Here is a 16,623-nt window from a genome sequence, read left to right as displayed (position 1 = left end):
TTTCTGAAATTAGTACAAAAAAATCCCGCTTCCATAACAGAAGCGGGATTTTTTGTAGATAAAATTATCGTTATTGCTTTTTAAATTCTTCAATTTTTGCAGTAACTTCTTCATCTGTTCCTGTAAAAGTTTGCGTAGAAGTTTTTGTTTCACCATCAACAGTAGTGTTAATAGTAACATTTGCGGTTACAACACCATCTGCAGCTTTTGATTTATCAATTGAAATTTCTTTGTTTTCAGATTTCACAACTGGGTCAACAACTTCAATAGCTTCCACTTCTTCTGTGACTGTAACCGCATCATGACCACCTAAAATTGGAGCAATAACCAATCCAATTAAACAAGTTAATTTGATTAAGATGTTCATCGATGGACCTGAAGTATCTTTAAATGGATCTCCAACAGTATCTCCGGTTACGGCTGCTTTGTGAGCATCAGAACCTTTATATGTCATTTCGCCATTAATCATTACACCGGCTTCAAAAGATTTTTTAGCATTATCCCAAGCACCACCTGCATTGTTTTGGAACACAGCCCAAAGTACACCCGAAACAGTAACTCCAGCCATATAACCACCTAACATTTCAGCGATTAATTTGTTATCATATCCAATCAACATTGGTAAAACCGCAATTAAAATAGGGAAACCAATAGTCAAAATTCCAGGTAACATCATTTCGCGTAAAGCGGCTTTTGTAGAAATTTCAACACATTTACCATATTCAGGTTTACCAGTTCCTTCCATAATTCCAGGAATTTCTTTGAATTGGCGACGCACTTCGTACACCATATCCATCGCAGCTTTTCCAACTGAATTCATTGCCAAAGCAGAGAAAACCACCGGAATCATTCCACCCACAAACAACATCGCTAAAACCGGAGCTTTAAAAATGTTGATTCCGTCGATTCCTGTAAACGTTACATAAGCAGCAAATAATGCTAACGAAGTTAACGCTGCAGAAGCAATTGCAAAACCCTTACCAGTTGCAGCAGTTGTATTTCCAACAGAGTCTAAAATATCGGTACGCGTACGAACTTCTTTTGGTAATTCACTCATTTCAGCAATACCACCGGCATTATCAGAAATTGGTCCGAAAGCATCAATTGCTAATTGCATTGCAGTTGTAGCCATCATCGCAGAAGCAGCTAAAGCCACACCATAGAAACCAGCTAAAGCATACGAAGCCCAAATAGCACCTGCAAAAATTAAAACCGTTGGGAATGTAGAAATCATACCCGTTGCTAAACCAGCAATTACGTTTGTTCCTGCTCCGGTTGATGATTTTTGTACAATTGCCAAAACCGGTTTTGTACCTAATCCTGTGTAATATTCTGTTACAGATGAAATAACACCTCCAACAAATAGTCCAACAATGGTAGCATAAAATACTCTCATTGATGAAATTTCTTTTAAACCTTCACCAAAGAATTCCATATTCATTGTTTCAGGCAACATATATTTTACCAAAACAAAACATGAAATGGCTGTTAAAGCAATTGAAGCCCAGTTTCCTAAGTTTAAAGCTCCTTGAACTTCTTTTTCTTTTGCATTATTATCTTTAATTTTCACCAACATTGTTCCGATGATAGAGAATAAAATTCCAAAACCGGCAATTGTCATTGGTAATAAAATTGGACCGATTCCGCCGAAAGCATCATCAATTGAACCGCCCATATCTTTGATCACATAATTTCCTAAAACCATTGCAGCAAGAACAGTTGCTACATACGAACCGAATAAATCGGCACCCATTCCGGCAACGTCACCAACGTTGTCACCAACGTTATCGGCAATTGTTGCAGGATTACGGGGGTCATCTTCAGGAATTCCGGCTTCTACTTTACCTACTAAATCGGCACCAACGTCGGCAGCTTTAGTATAAATACCACCACCAACACGAGCAAATAAGGCAATTGATTCAGCACCAAGCGAGAATCCTGCTAATGTTTCAAGAACAATAGTCATATCATCTGTAGAAGTCCACGTTCCATTCATAAAGTAATGAAACAATATAATGAAGAAACCTGTTAGACCTAAAACGGCTAAACCGGCAACACCTAATCCCATTACGGTTCCACCACCAAAAGAAACTTTTAAAGCTTGTGGCAAACTCGTACGAGCGGCTTGTGTTGTTCTAACATTTGTTTTTGTAGCAATTTTCATCCCCATATTTCCAGCTAAAGCCGAAAAAACAGCACCGAAAATAAATGCTACTACTATTAATATATGTGTTGTTGGAACGATATATGAAATTCCTGCTAAAGCGATACTCGCTCCAATAACAAAGAAAGTCAACAATCGATATTCGGCTTTAAGAAAGGCCAAGGCACCTTCGTAGATGTAATCTGAAATTTCTTTCATCTTTCCATCACCGGCATCTTGTTTTAAAACCCAAGCTCTTTTGACCATCATAAAAGCCAAACCAATTAATGCCATTACAATTGGCACGTAAATCATAATTGAATCCATAAAAATGTACTTTATAATTTTTTTAACAGTTGCAAAAGTAACAAAATAGGAATAAAAAAAAGCAACTATTCTAAATTGAATGTTGCTTTTTTTAATAAAATACTAAATTCTTTAACGAATACTAAATAAACCTGCTACTTTGTTTTCCAAATTAGCAAAGCGGTCGACACATTTTACGATGATTTCTTTGGCTTCATTCACATCTCCCCAACCTTCTACGTCAACTTTTTTGTTTTCCAAATCTTTATAAACTTGAAAAAAATGTTCTATTTCTTTTAATAAATGTGGATTTACATCGGACAAATCGTTTAATTTGTTCCAAACCGGATCGGAAACCGGCACACAAATCACTTTTTCATCCGGTCCTTTTTCGTCTGCCATGTGGAAAACACCGATTGGTTTTACCTCCATCACACAACCTGGGAAAGTTGGTTCGGTTACTAAAACCAATACATCCAAAGGATCTCCATCTAGTGCTAATGTTTCAGGAATAAATCCGTAATCGGCAGGATACATCATCGATGAGAAAATCATTCTGTCGTAACGTATTTTTTTTAATTCAAAATCGTATTCATATTTATTTCTACTTCCTTTTGGTATTTCAATTAATACATCAAAAGTATTTTGTTTTGCTGGACTCATAAGTTTATTTTCTTTTCAAAATATTTAGGACTGCAAAGGTAAGTTGTTAAAATGACAAGTGGAATTTCCTCAATGCTTTTTAAGAAATTAATAGCAATCAGCCTAAAAGTTTGATAAGAAAGAAATAAAACGAATAATTTATTTTTGATTTAAAAGTAAAACCCAAATGAACCTTTGATTGTGAAATTATTTGCATCAGGTAAATTTCTATAATTTCCTCTCCAAGAACAATCAATTCGGAAGACTTTGAAAATATTTCCGATTCCAACACTATATTCCCAATACGGTTTATCGGGAGCTAAATAAGTTAATGTGGAAGCATTTAGTGCTCTATTTTCATCAGACACTGAACCAACAACTGCTTTAACGCCAATTATTTCTCTTAAATTCATTTGTCGTAAACCTGGAATTCTTGATAAAATTCTTCCTAAAAAGTGATGCTCTAATTGCAATGTTGCATATTCATCGGTTACAAATTCGTAGAAATTCAAGTTGTTAAATGTATTTTCGATTAAGAAATACGATTGATTTCCGGGCACAACACTCATTAATCCTAATGGAACTTCGCCGAATGTTTTGCCCACTTCTGTGATAACATTTAATCTTCCAAAACCACCCACTAAAATGGGTTGCTTGATGTATAATTGTACTTTTTGATAATCGAAATCGCTATCAAAAACACCTTTTAAACCTTGACTGTAATTAAGAAATATTCTTGTGAACGGACTATCAACTATGCTTCTTTCTACACCATAACCAACAGTTTTTCTTCTTGGAGTATAATCAACCGACATATAAACTTCCGATTGAGCTACTTCACTTTTAATGCCGCTTGGCGAATCGGGTGAAAAATAATCTAAACTAAATTTTTCCCAAGCCGGCTTGAGGGTTCGATAGGAAAATCCGGTTTCAAAAGTTAGGTTTTTTATGGGTTCCATATTTAATGAAACCATGCTTAAATTGATACTCGTTAAATTATCATTGGCTCCGGACATAAACAATCCGTTTGAGGCAAAGCTTCTGCCAAGCACGTTGTTTGTTGTGGTTAAACTGGCTCCAATTTGTTCAATATCACGCCTATTTCCTCCTTCGAGAATTAGCCTATTTCGTTTGTTCAATAATACTTTTCCGGAAACGCCATATTTGAATTGGTTATCATCAAACCCGTAGGCCGTATAAAACTGCAAACGCCACGGATCATTTTGACCAAAGTAGGTTCTTCCACCTGCTCGCAATCTAAAACCTTCCACTTCATTATAACCAAAAGTTGAAAAAATAGGACCAATGTCAAAATTTCCTTTTTGAATATAACCGCTTCCTAAAATGGCAACCAAATCATACATTTGCTTGAATTTTTTCACAGTTTTTAGTGTGTCAAGCATTTTATAAACCCCTAATTCATCTTTGCTTAAATTTTCGAATCGGTTTTCTTGCCAATACTCATCCGGTCGGCTATAGACCTCATTATCAATAAAATTGACTTCTTGTTTATAGAATTCTTTTGGTTTTTCTTCGTTGAATTTATGATTTTTGAATAACGTTGTTCTTTTACCATAAACTCCTTGTGATTCTTCTTTCTTGTTGAAAGCGAAATCGGACATCATGTGGTCTCTTTTTAGTAAGAACACCGAATCATTTACAACTTCAAAATCTTGTTCAATATAAATTTCTTTTACCCAGTTAATGTTAGCACTTTTGGTCACTGCCATGTTGATGTTTTTGATAGCAAATGTGGTATCATTCACCCAAAAATCACCTTTAAAAGTCAACTCACCTTTTCTTCTTGGATAATAAACAATGTTGTAGCACCATTTATTATCAATATACATACTATCGGTTAAAGCATAATTGTAAACATCAATTCCGGTTCTGGACAATGGACTTACAAAATCTTTATCAAAAAATTTCAGGTAATTATCGTAAATATCATAATCGGCATAAAGGTCTTTTACGAAAGCGATAATTTGCTGATTATTACTGAAACCTGAATTTTTATTCGCTTTTAGAATTTCCTTTTCCTTTTTGGAAGCATTATCTCCATAAACTTCTGAAAGTGATTCATTTATAAATATTGGCAGATATGTTTTTCCTGTGATAGCCGAAGTGTCCATTTGTTCAAAGACAAATTCCATTCCTCTAAAAACACGACTTTTCATGGTGGCACTATCGATGGTGTTTAAGTCAAATTCAACTTTTTCGTATTTGTCATACTGGTATTGATTGAATTGTCGCAAGCCATTTTTTCGTTTTCTTTCCCAAATTTTCCGAAGAATGTCAATCGCAGGATTATTTTTTTTAGATAATTTACCGGAAACTAGAACCACTTCACGAAGCGTTTCGCCTTCGGTTAAAGTAACTTTCATATTATACGTAACCGATTTTTCAAGTTTAACATCTTGAGCGGTATAGCCAATAAATGAGACGACTAAAACAGCATGATTTTTTTCAGATTCTAAATAAAATCGGCCATTTTCGTTAGTAATTACACCTTCGGTTGAATTTTTGAAATAGACATTCGCAAACGGAATAGGTTCATTATTTTCATCTACAACAATCCCGCTCACTTTTGTTTGAGCCATTATTGAGGCTGAAAAAAGAAAAAATAATATAAATAGGCTTTTAATTTTCATAGCAATTTGTAAAAAAAAACTTCATCAAAAATTGGATTGATGAAGTTTCAAATATAGTGGATAATTTGATTATTTGTATAAAACTTTTTTAACTGCTTTTACTACATCATTTGAATTTGGCAACCACTCTTTTAATAAGGTAGGAGAATAAGGTGCCGGAGTATCCGCTGTTGTAATACGTTGAATTGGAGCATCTAAATAATCAAAAGCTCTTTCTTGAACCATATACGTAATTTCTGATGCAACACTGGCAAATGGCCAAGCCTCTTCTAAAACTACTAAACGATTTGTTTTTTTAACTGATTTTAAAATGGCATCATAATCCATCGGACGAACGGTTCTTAAATCGATGATTTCACACGAAATTCCTTCTTTAGCCAATTCATCAGCAGCTGCAAAAGCTTCTTTGATAATTTTTCCGAAAGAAACAATCGTTACATCAGAACCTTCTCTTTTAATATCTGCTACACCAAGTGGAATGGTATATTCTCCTTCAGGAACTTCCATTTTGTCACCATACATTTGTTCAGATTCCATAAAAATAACAGGATCATTGTCACGAATGGCAGCTTTTAATAAACCTTTTGCATCATACGCATTTGATGGAACTACTACTTTTAAACCCGGTGTATTTGCAAACCAATTTTCAAAAGCTTGAGAATGAGTTGCCCCTAATTGTCCGGCAGAAGCAGTTGGACCACGAAAAACCATCGGCATAGGAAATTGCCCGGCCGACATTTGACGCATTTTTGCTGCGTTGTTTATAATTTGATCAATTCCAACCAACGAGAAGTTGAAGGTCATAAATTCTACAATCGGACGACATCCGTTCATGGCTGAACCTACTGCAATTCCTGCAAATCCAAGTTCGGCAATTGGCGTATCGATTACACGTTTTGGTCCAAATTCATCTAACATTCCTTTTGAAGCTTTGTAGGCTCCGTTGTATTCTGCCACTTCTTCACCCATTAAATAAATGCTTTCGTCACGACGCATTTCTTCGCTCATGGCCTCACAAATTGCTTCTCTGAATTGAATTGTTCTCATATTTCTAATTTCTTAAGTCTTTTTATCGAAAGGCAAAAATAAATATTTTAAATTACTTTAATGCATAATTTATCGCTAAAATAATTCGCAACAGTAACTGTTTTTCTAAATATAAATTGCAAAAAAAAATTGCAAAAAATTCTAAAATCAATAATATTACTTACGAAAACGATATAATACTGAAAAAATATTATGCACGCATACTAAAATTTGAAAAATAATTCGTAATTTCGTAACCGAAAAATAATCTAAATCTATTATATGAAAATATTAGTTTGCATCAGTCACGTACCTGATACTACTTCAAAAATTAATTTTACAAACGGCGATTCTGAATTTGACACGAATGGTGTTCAGTTTGTTATCAATCCGAATGATGAATTTGGTTTAACAAGAGCAATTTGGTTTCAAGAGCAACAAGGAGCCAATGTTACTGTTGTAAATGTGGGCGGACCTGATACGGAACCAACTTTGAGAAAAGCATTAGCAATTGGTGCAAATGAAGCCATCAGAATAAATGCCAAACCAACCGACGGATTTTTTGTAGCCAAACAATTAGCCGAAGTAATTAAGCAAGGTCAATATGATTTAGTAATTTGTGGAAAAGAATCATTGGATTATAATGGTGGAATGGTTCCTGGAATGATAGCAGGTTTATTGGGTTATAATTTTATTAGTTCTTGTATTGATTTAAAAGTGGATGGTTCAACAGCCAAAGTAATCAGAGAAATTGATGGGGGAAAAGAAACTAGTTCGGCATCTTTACCATTGGTAATAGGTGGTCAAAAAGGATTAGTGGAAGAAAAAGATTTACGCATTCCAAATATGAGAGGAATTATGACCGCTCGTACAAAAGCATTAACGGTTTTGGAACCAATTGATGCAAATAATAGCACGAAAGCAGTAAAATTTGAAAAACCGGCTCCAAAATCAGCTGTAAAATTAGTAAGTGCTGAAAATTTGGATGAATTAGTGAGCTTGTTACACAACGAAGCTAAAGTTATCTAGTGAACAGTGTTCAGTTTTTAGTGTTCAGACACTTAAACTCTTAAACCATTATTAAACTTTTAAACAAAAAATTATGTCATTATTAATATATGCAGAATCGGCTGAAGGAAAATTTAAGAAAGTTGCTTTCGAATTAGCTTCCTATGCAAAAAAAGTAGCAGAATCATTAGGAACAACGGTAACTGCCGTAACGGTAAATACAGCTGATGTTTCAGAATTATCAAAATATGGAGTAGATAAAGTATTAAAAGTAAGCAATGATAAATTGTCGCCTTTTAATGCAAAAGCATTCGCTGATGTGATCAAACAAGCGGCTCAAAAAGAAGGTGCAAAAGTGATTGTACTTCCATCAACAACAGACAGCATTTATCTTGCTCCGTTGGTTGCGGTTGGATTAGAAGCAGGTTACACATCTAATGTGGTTGGATTGCCTTTGAGCACTTCGCCATTTCAAGTAAAAAGAAATGCTTTTTCAAATAAAGCTTTTAATATCACAGAAATTTCAACTGATGTAAAAGTGTTAGGTTTGGCTAAAAACTCGTATGGTTTGGTTGAAAGTACTTCAACTTTATCAACCGAAGATTTTTCTCCAAGTTTAAACGATGCTGATTTTAATGTAAAAGTTGAAAACGTAGAAAAAGTAACCGGAAAAGTTACGATTGCCGATGCAGAAGTTGTAGTCTCAGGTGGTCGCGGATTAAAAGGTCCTGAAAACTGGGGATTAGTTGAAGATTTAGCGGCTGTTCTAGGTGCTGCAACGGCTTGTTCAAAACCGGTGTCCGATTTAGGCTGGAGACCTCACAGTGAGCACGTTGGACAAACCGGAAAACCTGTTGCAACGAATTTATACATTGCGATTGGAATTTCAGGAGCAATTCAGCATATTGCCGGAATCAACTCGTCTAAAGTAAAAGTAGTTATCAATTCTGACCCCGAAGCTCCTTTCTTTAAAGTAGCCGATTATGGTGTAGTTGGTGATGCTTTTGAGATTGTTCCTAAATTGACTCAAAAATTAAAAGAATTTAAAGCTCAAAATTCATAATTTTTTATAAATTGTGCCCTCATTGGGCTATCTAAATTGAGATAGTTGTATCTTTGTTTGGATAGTCCATTTTTTTATTACTAATTAAGCATAAATGCCTTATTTTTAGAGCATTATAACATCACAATATGAGTCTTGTTAAACTAGCCATAAAAGGAATTTCTTACAGTCAAACCCAAAACGGTGCCTACGCATTGATTCTAAATGAAGTAGATGGAGAGCGAAAATTACCCATTGTCATCGGTGCTTTTGAAGCTCAATCCATTGCCATTGCGTTGGAAAAAGAAATAAAACCCCCTCGCCCACTTACCCACGATTTGTTTAAAAATTTTGCCGACCGATTTGATATTGTAGTCAAACAAGTGATTATTCATAAATTAGTGGATGGGGTTTTTTATTCGAGTATCATTTGTGAACGTGACAAAATTGAAGAAATTATCGATGCCAGAACATCCGATGCTATTGCATTGGCTTTGCGTTTTAATGCTCCTATTTTTACTTACAAAAATATTTTGGACAAAGCCGGAGTTTATCTAAAAGGCAATACAATGGAACCTGAAAATGCAAACGAAGATAACGATGGTGTTTTGAGCACGCCCGAAACCTTTGGTGCTGAAGAAACCACACCAAAAGACAGTTACAGCGGAAAAAGTGTTCAAGAATTATATGAATTGTTAAACGAAGCGGTGCAAAACGAAGATTACGAAAAAGCGGCTAAGATTAGAGACGAAATTTCAAAAAAAGAATCCTAAATAATCCATCACCTATACCTTATAAAATGTATAAAAAATTATTTTTACTTGCTTTAACTGTGCTGTTTTCAGTTGGTTTAAGTGCACAAGAACTTGAAAAAAAATGGCAATTAAGTTCATCCAAAACAGATTATTTAGAATTAAAAGAAGGCGGTTATGAACTCAAAATCAGTTCTGACAGTCTCACTCAAAAAGGAGATTATTTAGTTCAAGATAATTTTCTTTTTTTGTTTGAAAATGGTTCTGATGCACCAACCAAACGATTTACCATTACTTCAAAATCAGATTCCCTTTTGACATTGAAATCAAAGGATAAAGCGTATTCATTTTTCTCATCCAATAAAATAAAACCCGTTCAAAATCAAGCCAAACTTATTGCCAGTGAAGGTTTTTCGATGACGAGTTTATGGAAAGGAGTTTTAGGAATGCTATCACTTTTGGCTTTAGCTTATGTTTTTAGTGCTAATCGAAAAGCTATTAATTGGAAAACGGTTGGGATTGGAATTTTTGCACAATTGATATTAGCAATCGGAGTTCTAAAAGTTACTTTTGTAAAAAACATATTTGAATTTGTTGGTGGATTATTCGTAAAAGTATTAGACTTTACAAGAGCCGGAAGCGAATTTTTATTAGGCGGAATGATGAATGTTGACAACTTCGGCTTCATCTTTTTATTTCAGGTATTACCAACTATTATTTTCTTTTCTGCATTAACTTCGTTATTATTTTATTTAGGAATAATTCAAATTGTTGTAAAAGGTTTAGCGATGCTTTTAACCAAAATATTAAATATTTCTGGAGCAGAAAGTTTATCAGTTGCAGGTAATATTTTTTTGGGACAAACAGAAGCTCCACTAATGATTAAAGCCTATTTGGAAAAAATGAATAAAAGTGAAATCCTTTTGGTTATGGTCGGCGGAATGGCCACTGTAGCCGGAGGAGTTTTAGCAGCTTACATAGGTTTTCTAGGAGGAAATGATCCTGCTTTACGATTGGAATTTGCTAAACATTTACTTGCAGCATCAGTAATGGCAGCTCCCGGAGCTATTGTTGTTTCTAAAATATTGTATCCTCAGACAGAATCCATAGATACCAATGTAGAAGTTTCGAAAGATAAAATCGGTTCAAATATTCTCGATGCCATTGCTACAGGAACAACAGAAGGTTTGAAATTAGCCGCCAATGTTGCAGCAATGTTATTGGTTTTTATTGCTTTTATTGCGATGATTAATTACGGACTGGGCAAAATCGGAAGTTTAACTGGATTAAATGAAGTTATTGCTGCAAACACACCCTATTCCAAATTTTCATTAGAAACCATTTTAGGAATTGTCTTTGCACCCTTAATGTGGCTAATTGGCGTTGCTCAAGAAGATGTAATGTTGATGGGTCAATTATTAGGTATCAAATTAGCTGCTTCTGAATTTGTGGGATATATTCAACTAGCTGAATTAAAAAATGCAGCCAATGCAATCCATTTTACCTATGACAAATCAGTAATTATGGCAACCTACATGTTATGTGGTTTTGCTAATTTTGCTTCGATCGGAATTCAAATTGGCGGAATTGGGTCATTGGCTCCCGGACAACGCAAAACACTTTCAGAATTTGGCTTAAAAGCAGTAATTGGAGGAAGTATAGCTTCTTTATTGTCGGCTACTATTGCGGGGATGATTATAGGATAAATTATGACGCATCATTTTATTTGTAACCATTGCAAGCATGAAAATAAAATTTCTATAAGCGAAAGCGATAGAGGAACATATCAAATGCAACATGGTGATTTTAAACACACAACTTGTACTGGTTGTTTGAGAAAAGAAAAAACTCATATAAATGATATTTTTGGTAAAGTATCAAAAACCCTCTTGATAATTGGATTTTGCATTGGATTATTTTTAAGTGTTATATTATTCTTTGTTTTGGAGAATTTTATAATCATTTCAACAGCAATTATTAGTATTCCAACACTTGTTATCATATATGAAACAAGTTTAGTCAAAACATTTAATAATTACAGAATAAGAAAAAAATGAAACAATACCACGACCTTGTTAAACACGTTTTAGAAAACGGATCACAAAAAGGTGACCGAACCGGAACCGGAACAATTAGTGTTTTTGGTTACCAAATGCGTTTTGATTTAAGCGATGGTTTTCCGATGGTTACTACCAAAAAACTACACTTAAAATCGATTATACACGAATTGCTTTGGTTCATCAAAGGCGAAACAAATATTAGTTATTTAAAAGAAAACGGTGTAAAAATTTGGGATGATTGGGCCGATGAAAACGGTGATTTAGGGCCGGTTTACGGTCATCAATGGCGAAATTGGAACAGCGAAGAAATCGATCAAATTACAGAATTAATCGAAACCTTAAAGAAGAACCCAAATAGTCGGAGAATGTTGGTTTCCGCTTGGAATCCTTCTGTTTTACCCGACACTTCCAAATCATTTTCAGAAAATGTAGCGAATGGAAAAGCGGCACTTCCACCCTGTCACGCTTTTTTTCAATTTTATGTTGCTGATGGAAAATTGAGCTGTCAATTGTATCAACGAAGTGCCGATATATTTTTAGGTGTGCCGTTTAACATCGCTTCGTATGCATTATTCACGTTGATGATTGCTCAAGTTTGCGATTTACAACCTGGAGAATTCATTCACACTTTTGGTGATGCTCATATTTACAATAACCATATTGAACAATTGGAATTACAACTTTCCCGTGAGCCAAAACCTTTACCAAAAATGATTTTGAACCCGGAAATTAAATCCATTTTCGACTTTACTTTTGATGATTTTACGTTGGAAGGATATGATCCTCATCCACATATTAAAGGTGCTGTAGCTGTTTAAAAAAAAATCCGTTTGACAAAAATCAAACGGATTAAATTTTTCTGTAAAATTGATTATACAGCCACAACGCTATTCTCCGCAGCCGCAAAATCATTCCATTTGTAAGCATCAGCTTGGTCATCGTTTACGAATTCTCCATCAACTAAATAACGGAATTCGTATGAATTTGAAGCAGGTAATTCAAACGTAGCTTTAAATGTTCCGTTTTTCAATTTGCTTAATTCACCTTCTTTTGGATTCCAATTGTTAAAATCACCAACAACAGCTGCAGTAGTAGCTTCTTTTGCTTCAATTGAAAATGTAACTTTACAAACAGGTTTTGTTTTTATAAATTGTTTCTTGATTGCCATAACTATCTAATTTTTAGAATTATGCCACAAAGAAACAAATAGAATAATGAAAATCAAAGAGTTAGCTTAATTTTTACCATATTAATAAAAACATTACAAAAAAATAGTTAAATTACTAATTTATAACTCGTTCATTTGCAATTAATAAACAGGAAAACGGTTTCGTATTTCATTATACGTAAATTCATTTTTTTATATTTCAAAAAAATAATACCTTTCAAGACCAAAAAATAATAAACTATATGGACCTAAATACAGAGCAACACGAAAAATACGAATATGCTCGGAGAAGAATTAAACAGAAAAAAAGATTGTACTATCATTTTGTTTTGTTTTTAATCGGTAGTTTGTTTTTTTTCTTAATCGAAAAAATTTTTGACATTCAACCTTTTGAAGGTTGGTATTTATGGGCTGTAACCATCTGGTTTTTTCTATTTATTCTTCATTTTATTAAAGTATACATAACCGACCGATTTATGAATAAGGAATGGGAGAGAGAACAAATTGATCGTTTAATGGCCAAACAAGAACAACGAATCAAGCAATTGGAACAAAAAGTAGAAAACGAAATAAATTCTAAAAAAGAAATATAAATATGATTATTATGATTGCTGCTGCAGCAGAAAACAATGCATTGGGCAAAAACAATGATTTAGTTTGGCACTTGCCGGACGATTTTAAACGTTTTAAAGAGCTTACATCCGGTCATCATATTATCATGGGAAGAAAAACATTTGAAAGTTTTCCTAAACTACTTCCCAATAGAACTCACATTATAATTACTAGACAAAAAAATTTTCAACCTCAACATTGTATTGTTGTTGATAGTATTGAAAAAGCTCTCGAATTTGTTCCCGAAGACGAAGATGCTTTTATCATTGGTGGTGGTGAAATTTACAAACAATCCTTAGAATATGCTGATGTTATAGAACTAACACGTGTGCACGACTCCTTTGATGCTGATACTTATTTTCCTGAAATAAAACCGGATAATTGGCAATTAGTTGAGGAAGAATATCATCCAAAAGATGAAAAACATGCAGTTGACTTTACTTATCAAACTTACATTCGTAAATAAAAAAACATCCCTTTCGGGATGTTTAGAATCAATGTATCATGTATGAATTGGCCTATTCAAGCATCAGTATCTGATAACTTAATATAAAAATCACCACTGCCAAAAATACTCCAGAAATGAAGATTACGACATTGGCAAACCTTTGAGAATACATCTCAAAGAAGCCTTTAATACCAAATACCACAAAGGTACTAAAAGCGAAAAAAACTAAAATTTCCAAAAACAAATTTAACCCTAAGAACGTTTGTGGCACCCCAACTTCAGAACTGCTAATTAAAGCAACACTGTCGATACTGCTAACAAGAAAAAATGTGATAACTAGTGCCAATAGTATCCATCTTAGTTCAGCCTTAACAATTCTTGATAACATGATGTTTAACATTTGATTCATGTGGTAAAATTGCACATTATCAAACACATACACAATACCCACTTCTAGTGATTTTTTTTATATCACTAGAAACAGTGAGTTTTTGTTTATTTTTTCACTAAAAATGCTAAACAAATTAAATCATTCAATTATTGCCATGATTACAGAATAGTTTATATTTGCCTAAAATTTATTTATGTCAAAATCTGTTACACCCTATAAAGACTCCTCATTAGGTAAAAAAGAACAAGTTGCTCAAATGTTTGATAACATTTCGGGCAATTACGACGGATTAAATCGTGTAATTTCTTTTGGCACCGATGTGAAATGGCGTAAAAAGGTTTTGGCAATGGTTTCTTCAAAAAACCCGGATACAATTCTTGATATTGCCACAGGAACAGGCGATTTAGCTATTTTGATGACAAAAACAAACGCTAATAAAATTGTTGGTTTAGACATTTCTGCCGGAATGCTTGATGTGGGAAGAAAAAAAATTGAACAAAAAAAACTCTCAAATAAAATTGAAATGGTTTTGGGTGATTCTGAAAACATTCCTTTTGAAGATAATAGTTTTGACGCAATCACAGTTGCTTTTGGCGTTAGAAATTTTGAAACCTTAGAAAAAGGATTAGCAGAAATTCTTCGTGTTTTAAAACCAAATGGAATATTTGTTATTTTAGAAACTTCAGTACCAAAAAAATTTCCGTTTAAACAAGGCTATTATTTTTATACCAAAAACATTTTACCACTTATTGGAAAGCTATTTTCCAAAGACAATTCTGCCTACTCCTATTTATCTGAATCAGCTTCAGTTTTTCCATATGGAGAAGCTTTAAACAATATTTTGAGAAAAGTTGGGTTTATAGACGTAGTAGCAATGCCTCAAACATTTGGTGTTGCAACTATTTATTCAGCATCAAAAAAATAAAATGAGAACAGTATTTTTAGCCATAATCTTTTTTATAAGCATCCAAACTAATGCCCAGTTTAGCGGAATTTTCGGTAAAGACCCGATTATTCATCTTGAAAATTTTGACAAACAACGCGTGCATTGGGGTTACTTTTTGGGATTTAATTCATATGATTTTAAAATTGATCAAAACATTGATACAGAAGAAATTTTATCTGAATCCACAACCGGTTTTAATGTTGGTTTGGTTGGCGATTTGCGTTTGCATCAAAATATAAACCTACGATTTGAACCAGGTTTATATTACACTCAACGAAATTTAACTTTCCCAAATTTTGAAAATCAATTTGATGCAATGCGGGAAGTAAAATCAACTTATATTCATTTTCCTTTATTGTTGAAATTTTCATCGCAACGTTTGGGAAATATTAGACCTTATTTGGTTGGTGGCGTTTCAACTTCACTCAATTTATCAAGTAATTCAAAAGCTCAAGACGATAATTCTAATAATCGTTTTAGAATGACGCAATGGAGTAATTTCTACGAAGTTGGTTTTGGAATCGATATTTATTTAGAGTACTTCAAATTTTCTCCATCAATTAGAGGTGTGTTTGGATTAAACGATGAATTAATTCGTGACAATGATCCAAACAGTCCGTGGACTTCATCGGTTAGTTCTATGTCAACAAGAGGTTTCTTTGTGAATTTTACTTTCCACTAAGATTTCTCCGAAATTCACTTAACAAAATAGCGGTTGCAGTAGCCACATTCAGGCTTTCTGTTTTTTGTAAATTTCCAAAACGAGGAATGCTGATTTTTTTCTGAATCAAGGCTTCAACAGTTGCACTAACTCCATTGGCTTCATTTCCCATAATCAAAACTGCATTGGGAGGCAATTCAGCTTCATACACAACTTCGCCATCCATAAAAGCACCATAAATGGGTTGATCTGTTTTCTTTAAAAAACTTTCCAAAGAAGTATAAACCACATTAACTCTACCAATTGAGCCCATTGTTGCTTGAATTACTTTTGGATTATAAACATCTGCTGTTTCTTCGGAACAAATTAATTGCTCAATTCCGAACCAATCGCATAAACGGATTATTGTTCCCAAATTTCCCGGATCTCGAATATCATCTAAAACCAAAGTCAAACCTTCGTATTTTATTGGTTTTGATGGTGAAATTTTAAAAACCGCTAAACAAGTATTAGGCGTTATTAAACAACTTATTTTTTTTAAATCCGATTCTGAAATAATCTCTGGTCTAACTTCTTTGTTCAATTGTAAAGTAGCATCTGTAGAATAAAATTCCAAAATTTCGTAATGCGAATGAAACAATTCCTGAATCACTTTAAACCCTTCTGCAATAAAAAGTTGTTGTTCATTTCTAAACTTTTTTTGATGCAATCCGGTAATTCGTTTAATTTGGTTTTTACTAACCATAAAATAATGTACTTTTGAACTA

At 33.7% G+C, this 16,623-nt stretch carries 16 protein-coding genes; 9 read left to right on the top strand and 7 right to left on the bottom strand.

What is annotated here, in order from left to right:
* Nucleotides 1–70: 70 nt before the first annotated feature.
* From AC23MC_RS07160 to AC23MC_RS07145, 4 genes are all read right to left on the bottom strand, one after another.
* Nucleotides 71–2,470 (bottom strand): sodium-translocating pyrophosphatase, encoded by a 2,400-nt coding sequence (locus AC23MC_RS07160; protein WP_487567718.1) that lies wholly within the window; start codon nt 2,468–2,470, stop codon nt 71–73.
* Nucleotides 2,471–2,581: 111 nt separating this feature from the next.
* Nucleotides 2,582–3,112 (bottom strand): inorganic diphosphatase, encoded by a 531-nt coding sequence (locus AC23MC_RS07155; RefSeq protein WP_487567717.1) that lies wholly within the window; start codon nt 3,110–3,112, stop codon nt 2,582–2,584.
* Between the two features lie 149 nt (nt 3,113–3,261).
* On the bottom strand, nt 3,262–5,742 hold the full coding sequence (locus AC23MC_RS07150; RefSeq protein ID WP_487567716.1) for a DUF5686 family protein: 2,481 nt from the start codon (nt 5,740–5,742) through the stop codon (nt 3,262–3,264).
* 69 nt (nt 5,743–5,811) lie between these two features.
* Nucleotides 5,812–6,789 (bottom strand): pyruvate dehydrogenase complex E1 component subunit beta, encoded by a 978-nt coding sequence (locus tag AC23MC_RS07145; protein ID WP_487567715.1) that lies wholly within the window; start codon nt 6,787–6,789, stop codon nt 5,812–5,814.
* Between the two features lie 261 nt (nt 6,790–7,050).
* Here AC23MC_RS07145 and AC23MC_RS07140 point away from each other — a divergent pair, with 261 nt between their 5' ends.
* The 5 genes from AC23MC_RS07140 to AC23MC_RS07120 all read left to right on the top strand — a co-directional run bounded on the left by AC23MC_RS07140 (nt 7,051) and on the right by AC23MC_RS07120 (nt 12,448).
* Nucleotides 7,051–7,797, top strand: coding sequence for an electron transfer flavoprotein subunit beta/FixA family protein (locus AC23MC_RS07140; protein ID WP_487567714.1), 747 nt, complete (start codon nt 7,051–7,053; stop codon nt 7,795–7,797).
* Between the two features lie 73 nt (nt 7,798–7,870).
* Entirely contained in the window at nt 7,871–8,839 is a 969-nt protein-coding gene (locus tag AC23MC_RS07135; protein WP_487567713.1) for an electron transfer flavoprotein subunit alpha/FixB family protein, read from the top strand.
* Nucleotides 8,840–8,967: 128 nt separating this feature from the next.
* Nucleotides 8,968–9,591, top strand: a complete 624-nt coding sequence (locus AC23MC_RS07130) for a bifunctional nuclease family protein (RefSeq protein WP_487567712.1) — start codon at nt 8,968–8,970, stop codon at nt 9,589–9,591.
* Nucleotides 9,592–9,617: 26 nt separating this feature from the next.
* Complete coding sequence (locus tag AC23MC_RS07125; protein WP_487567711.1) at nt 9,618–11,276, top strand: NupC/NupG family nucleoside CNT transporter; 1,659 nt, start codon at nt 9,618–9,620, stop codon at nt 11,274–11,276.
* A 347-nt stretch (nt 11,277–11,623) separates the two neighbouring features.
* On the top strand, nt 11,624–12,448 hold the full coding sequence (locus tag AC23MC_RS07120; RefSeq protein ID WP_487567710.1) for a thymidylate synthase: 825 nt from the start codon (nt 11,624–11,626) through the stop codon (nt 12,446–12,448).
* A gap of 53 nt (nt 12,449–12,501) precedes the next feature.
* Here AC23MC_RS07120 and AC23MC_RS07115 read toward each other — a convergent pair whose 3' ends face one another.
* Nucleotides 12,502–12,798, bottom strand: coding sequence for an isoamylase early set domain-containing protein (locus tag AC23MC_RS07115; protein WP_026711043.1), 297 nt, complete (start codon nt 12,796–12,798; stop codon nt 12,502–12,504).
* A gap of 242 nt (nt 12,799–13,040) precedes the next feature.
* On the opposite strand from AC23MC_RS07115, the gene AC23MC_RS07110 reads away from it, so the two are divergent.
* Nucleotides 13,041–13,391 (top strand): 2TM domain-containing protein, encoded by a 351-nt coding sequence (locus tag AC23MC_RS07110; protein ID WP_487567709.1) that lies wholly within the window; start codon nt 13,041–13,043, stop codon nt 13,389–13,391.
* Between the two features lie 2 nt (nt 13,392–13,393).
* On the top strand, nt 13,394–13,876 hold the full coding sequence (locus tag AC23MC_RS07105) for a dihydrofolate reductase (protein WP_487567708.1): 483 nt from the start codon (nt 13,394–13,396) through the stop codon (nt 13,874–13,876).
* Nucleotides 13,877–13,928: 52 nt separating this feature from the next.
* On the opposite strand, the gene AC23MC_RS07100 is transcribed toward AC23MC_RS07105, so the two are convergent.
* Nucleotides 13,929–14,246: a hypothetical protein gene (locus AC23MC_RS07100; RefSeq protein ID WP_487570639.1), complete on the bottom strand. Its 318-nt coding sequence runs from the start codon at nt 14,244–14,246 to the stop codon at nt 13,929–13,931.
* A gap of 196 nt (nt 14,247–14,442) precedes the next feature.
* Here AC23MC_RS07100 and ubiE point away from each other — a divergent pair, with 196 nt between their 5' ends.
* Entirely contained in the window at nt 14,443–15,174 is a 732-nt protein-coding gene (ubiE, locus tag AC23MC_RS07095; protein WP_487567706.1) for a bifunctional demethylmenaquinone methyltransferase/2-methoxy-6-polyprenyl-1,4-benzoquinol methylase UbiE, read from the top strand.
* Between the two features lies 1 nt (nt 15,175).
* Nucleotides 15,176–15,877, top strand: a complete 702-nt coding sequence (gene porT, locus AC23MC_RS07090) for a type IX secretion/gliding motility protein PorT/SprT (protein WP_487567705.1) — start codon at nt 15,176–15,178, stop codon at nt 15,875–15,877.
* Here the strand turns inward: porT and AC23MC_RS07085 are convergent.
* On the bottom strand, nt 15,864–16,601 hold the full coding sequence (locus tag AC23MC_RS07085) for a TrmH family RNA methyltransferase (RefSeq protein ID WP_487567704.1): 738 nt from the start codon (nt 16,599–16,601) through the stop codon (nt 15,864–15,866). The two genes, porT and AC23MC_RS07085, sit on opposite strands and share 14 nt — an antisense overlap.
* Nucleotides 16,602–16,623 lie beyond the last annotated feature (22 nt).

This window comes from Flavobacterium sp. T50_26, assembly GCF_057652995.1.
The sequence above is the reverse complement of the archived record's forward strand: the minus strand, read 5'-3'. Positions and strand labels throughout refer to the sequence as shown.

What these genes read in the sequence shown, in the direction of transcription:
- AC23MC_RS07135 (WP_487567713.1), top strand. Translation starts at nt 7,871, where the DNA reads ATGTCATTATTAATATATGCAGAATCGGCTGAAGGAAAATTTAAGAAA.
- AC23MC_RS07145 (WP_487567715.1), bottom strand. Translation starts at nt 6,789, where the DNA reads ATGAGAACAATTCAATTCAGAGAAGCAATTTGTGAGGCCATGAGCGAA.
- AC23MC_RS07150 (WP_487567716.1), bottom strand. Translation starts at nt 5,742, where the DNA reads ATGAAAATTAAAAGCCTATTTATATTATTTTTTCTTTTTTCAGCCTCA.
- porT (WP_487567705.1), top strand. Translation starts at nt 15,176, where the DNA reads ATGAGAACAGTATTTTTAGCCATAATCTTTTTTATAAGCATCCAAACT.
- AC23MC_RS07120 (WP_487567710.1), top strand. Translation starts at nt 11,624, where the DNA reads ATGAAACAATACCACGACCTTGTTAAACACGTTTTAGAAAACGGATCA.
- AC23MC_RS07125 (WP_487567711.1), top strand. Translation starts at nt 9,618, where the DNA reads ATGTATAAAAAATTATTTTTACTTGCTTTAACTGTGCTGTTTTCAGTT.
- ubiE (WP_487567706.1), top strand. Translation starts at nt 14,443, where the DNA reads ATGTCAAAATCTGTTACACCCTATAAAGACTCCTCATTAGGTAAAAAA.
- AC23MC_RS07140 (WP_487567714.1), top strand. Translation starts at nt 7,051, where the DNA reads ATGAAAATATTAGTTTGCATCAGTCACGTACCTGATACTACTTCAAAA.
- AC23MC_RS07100 (WP_487570639.1), bottom strand. Translation starts at nt 14,246, where the DNA reads ATGTTATCAAGAATTGTTAAGGCTGAACTAAGATGGATACTATTGGCA.
- AC23MC_RS07155 (WP_487567717.1), bottom strand. Translation starts at nt 3,112, where the DNA reads ATGAGTCCAGCAAAACAAAATACTTTTGATGTATTAATTGAAATACCA.
- AC23MC_RS07115 (WP_026711043.1), bottom strand. Translation starts at nt 12,798, where the DNA reads ATGGCAATCAAGAAACAATTTATAAAAACAAAACCTGTTTGTAAAGTT.
- AC23MC_RS07085 (WP_487567704.1), bottom strand. Translation starts at nt 16,601, where the DNA reads ATGGTTAGTAAAAACCAAATTAAACGAATTACCGGATTGCATCAAAAA.
- AC23MC_RS07105 (WP_487567708.1), top strand. Translation starts at nt 13,394, where the DNA reads ATGATTATTATGATTGCTGCTGCAGCAGAAAACAATGCATTGGGCAAA.
- AC23MC_RS07110 (WP_487567709.1), top strand. Translation starts at nt 13,041, where the DNA reads ATGGACCTAAATACAGAGCAACACGAAAAATACGAATATGCTCGGAGA.
- AC23MC_RS07160 (WP_487567718.1), bottom strand. Translation starts at nt 2,470, where the DNA reads ATGGATTCAATTATGATTTACGTGCCAATTGTAATGGCATTAATTGGT.
- AC23MC_RS07130 (WP_487567712.1), top strand. Translation starts at nt 8,968, where the DNA reads ATGAGTCTTGTTAAACTAGCCATAAAAGGAATTTCTTACAGTCAAACC.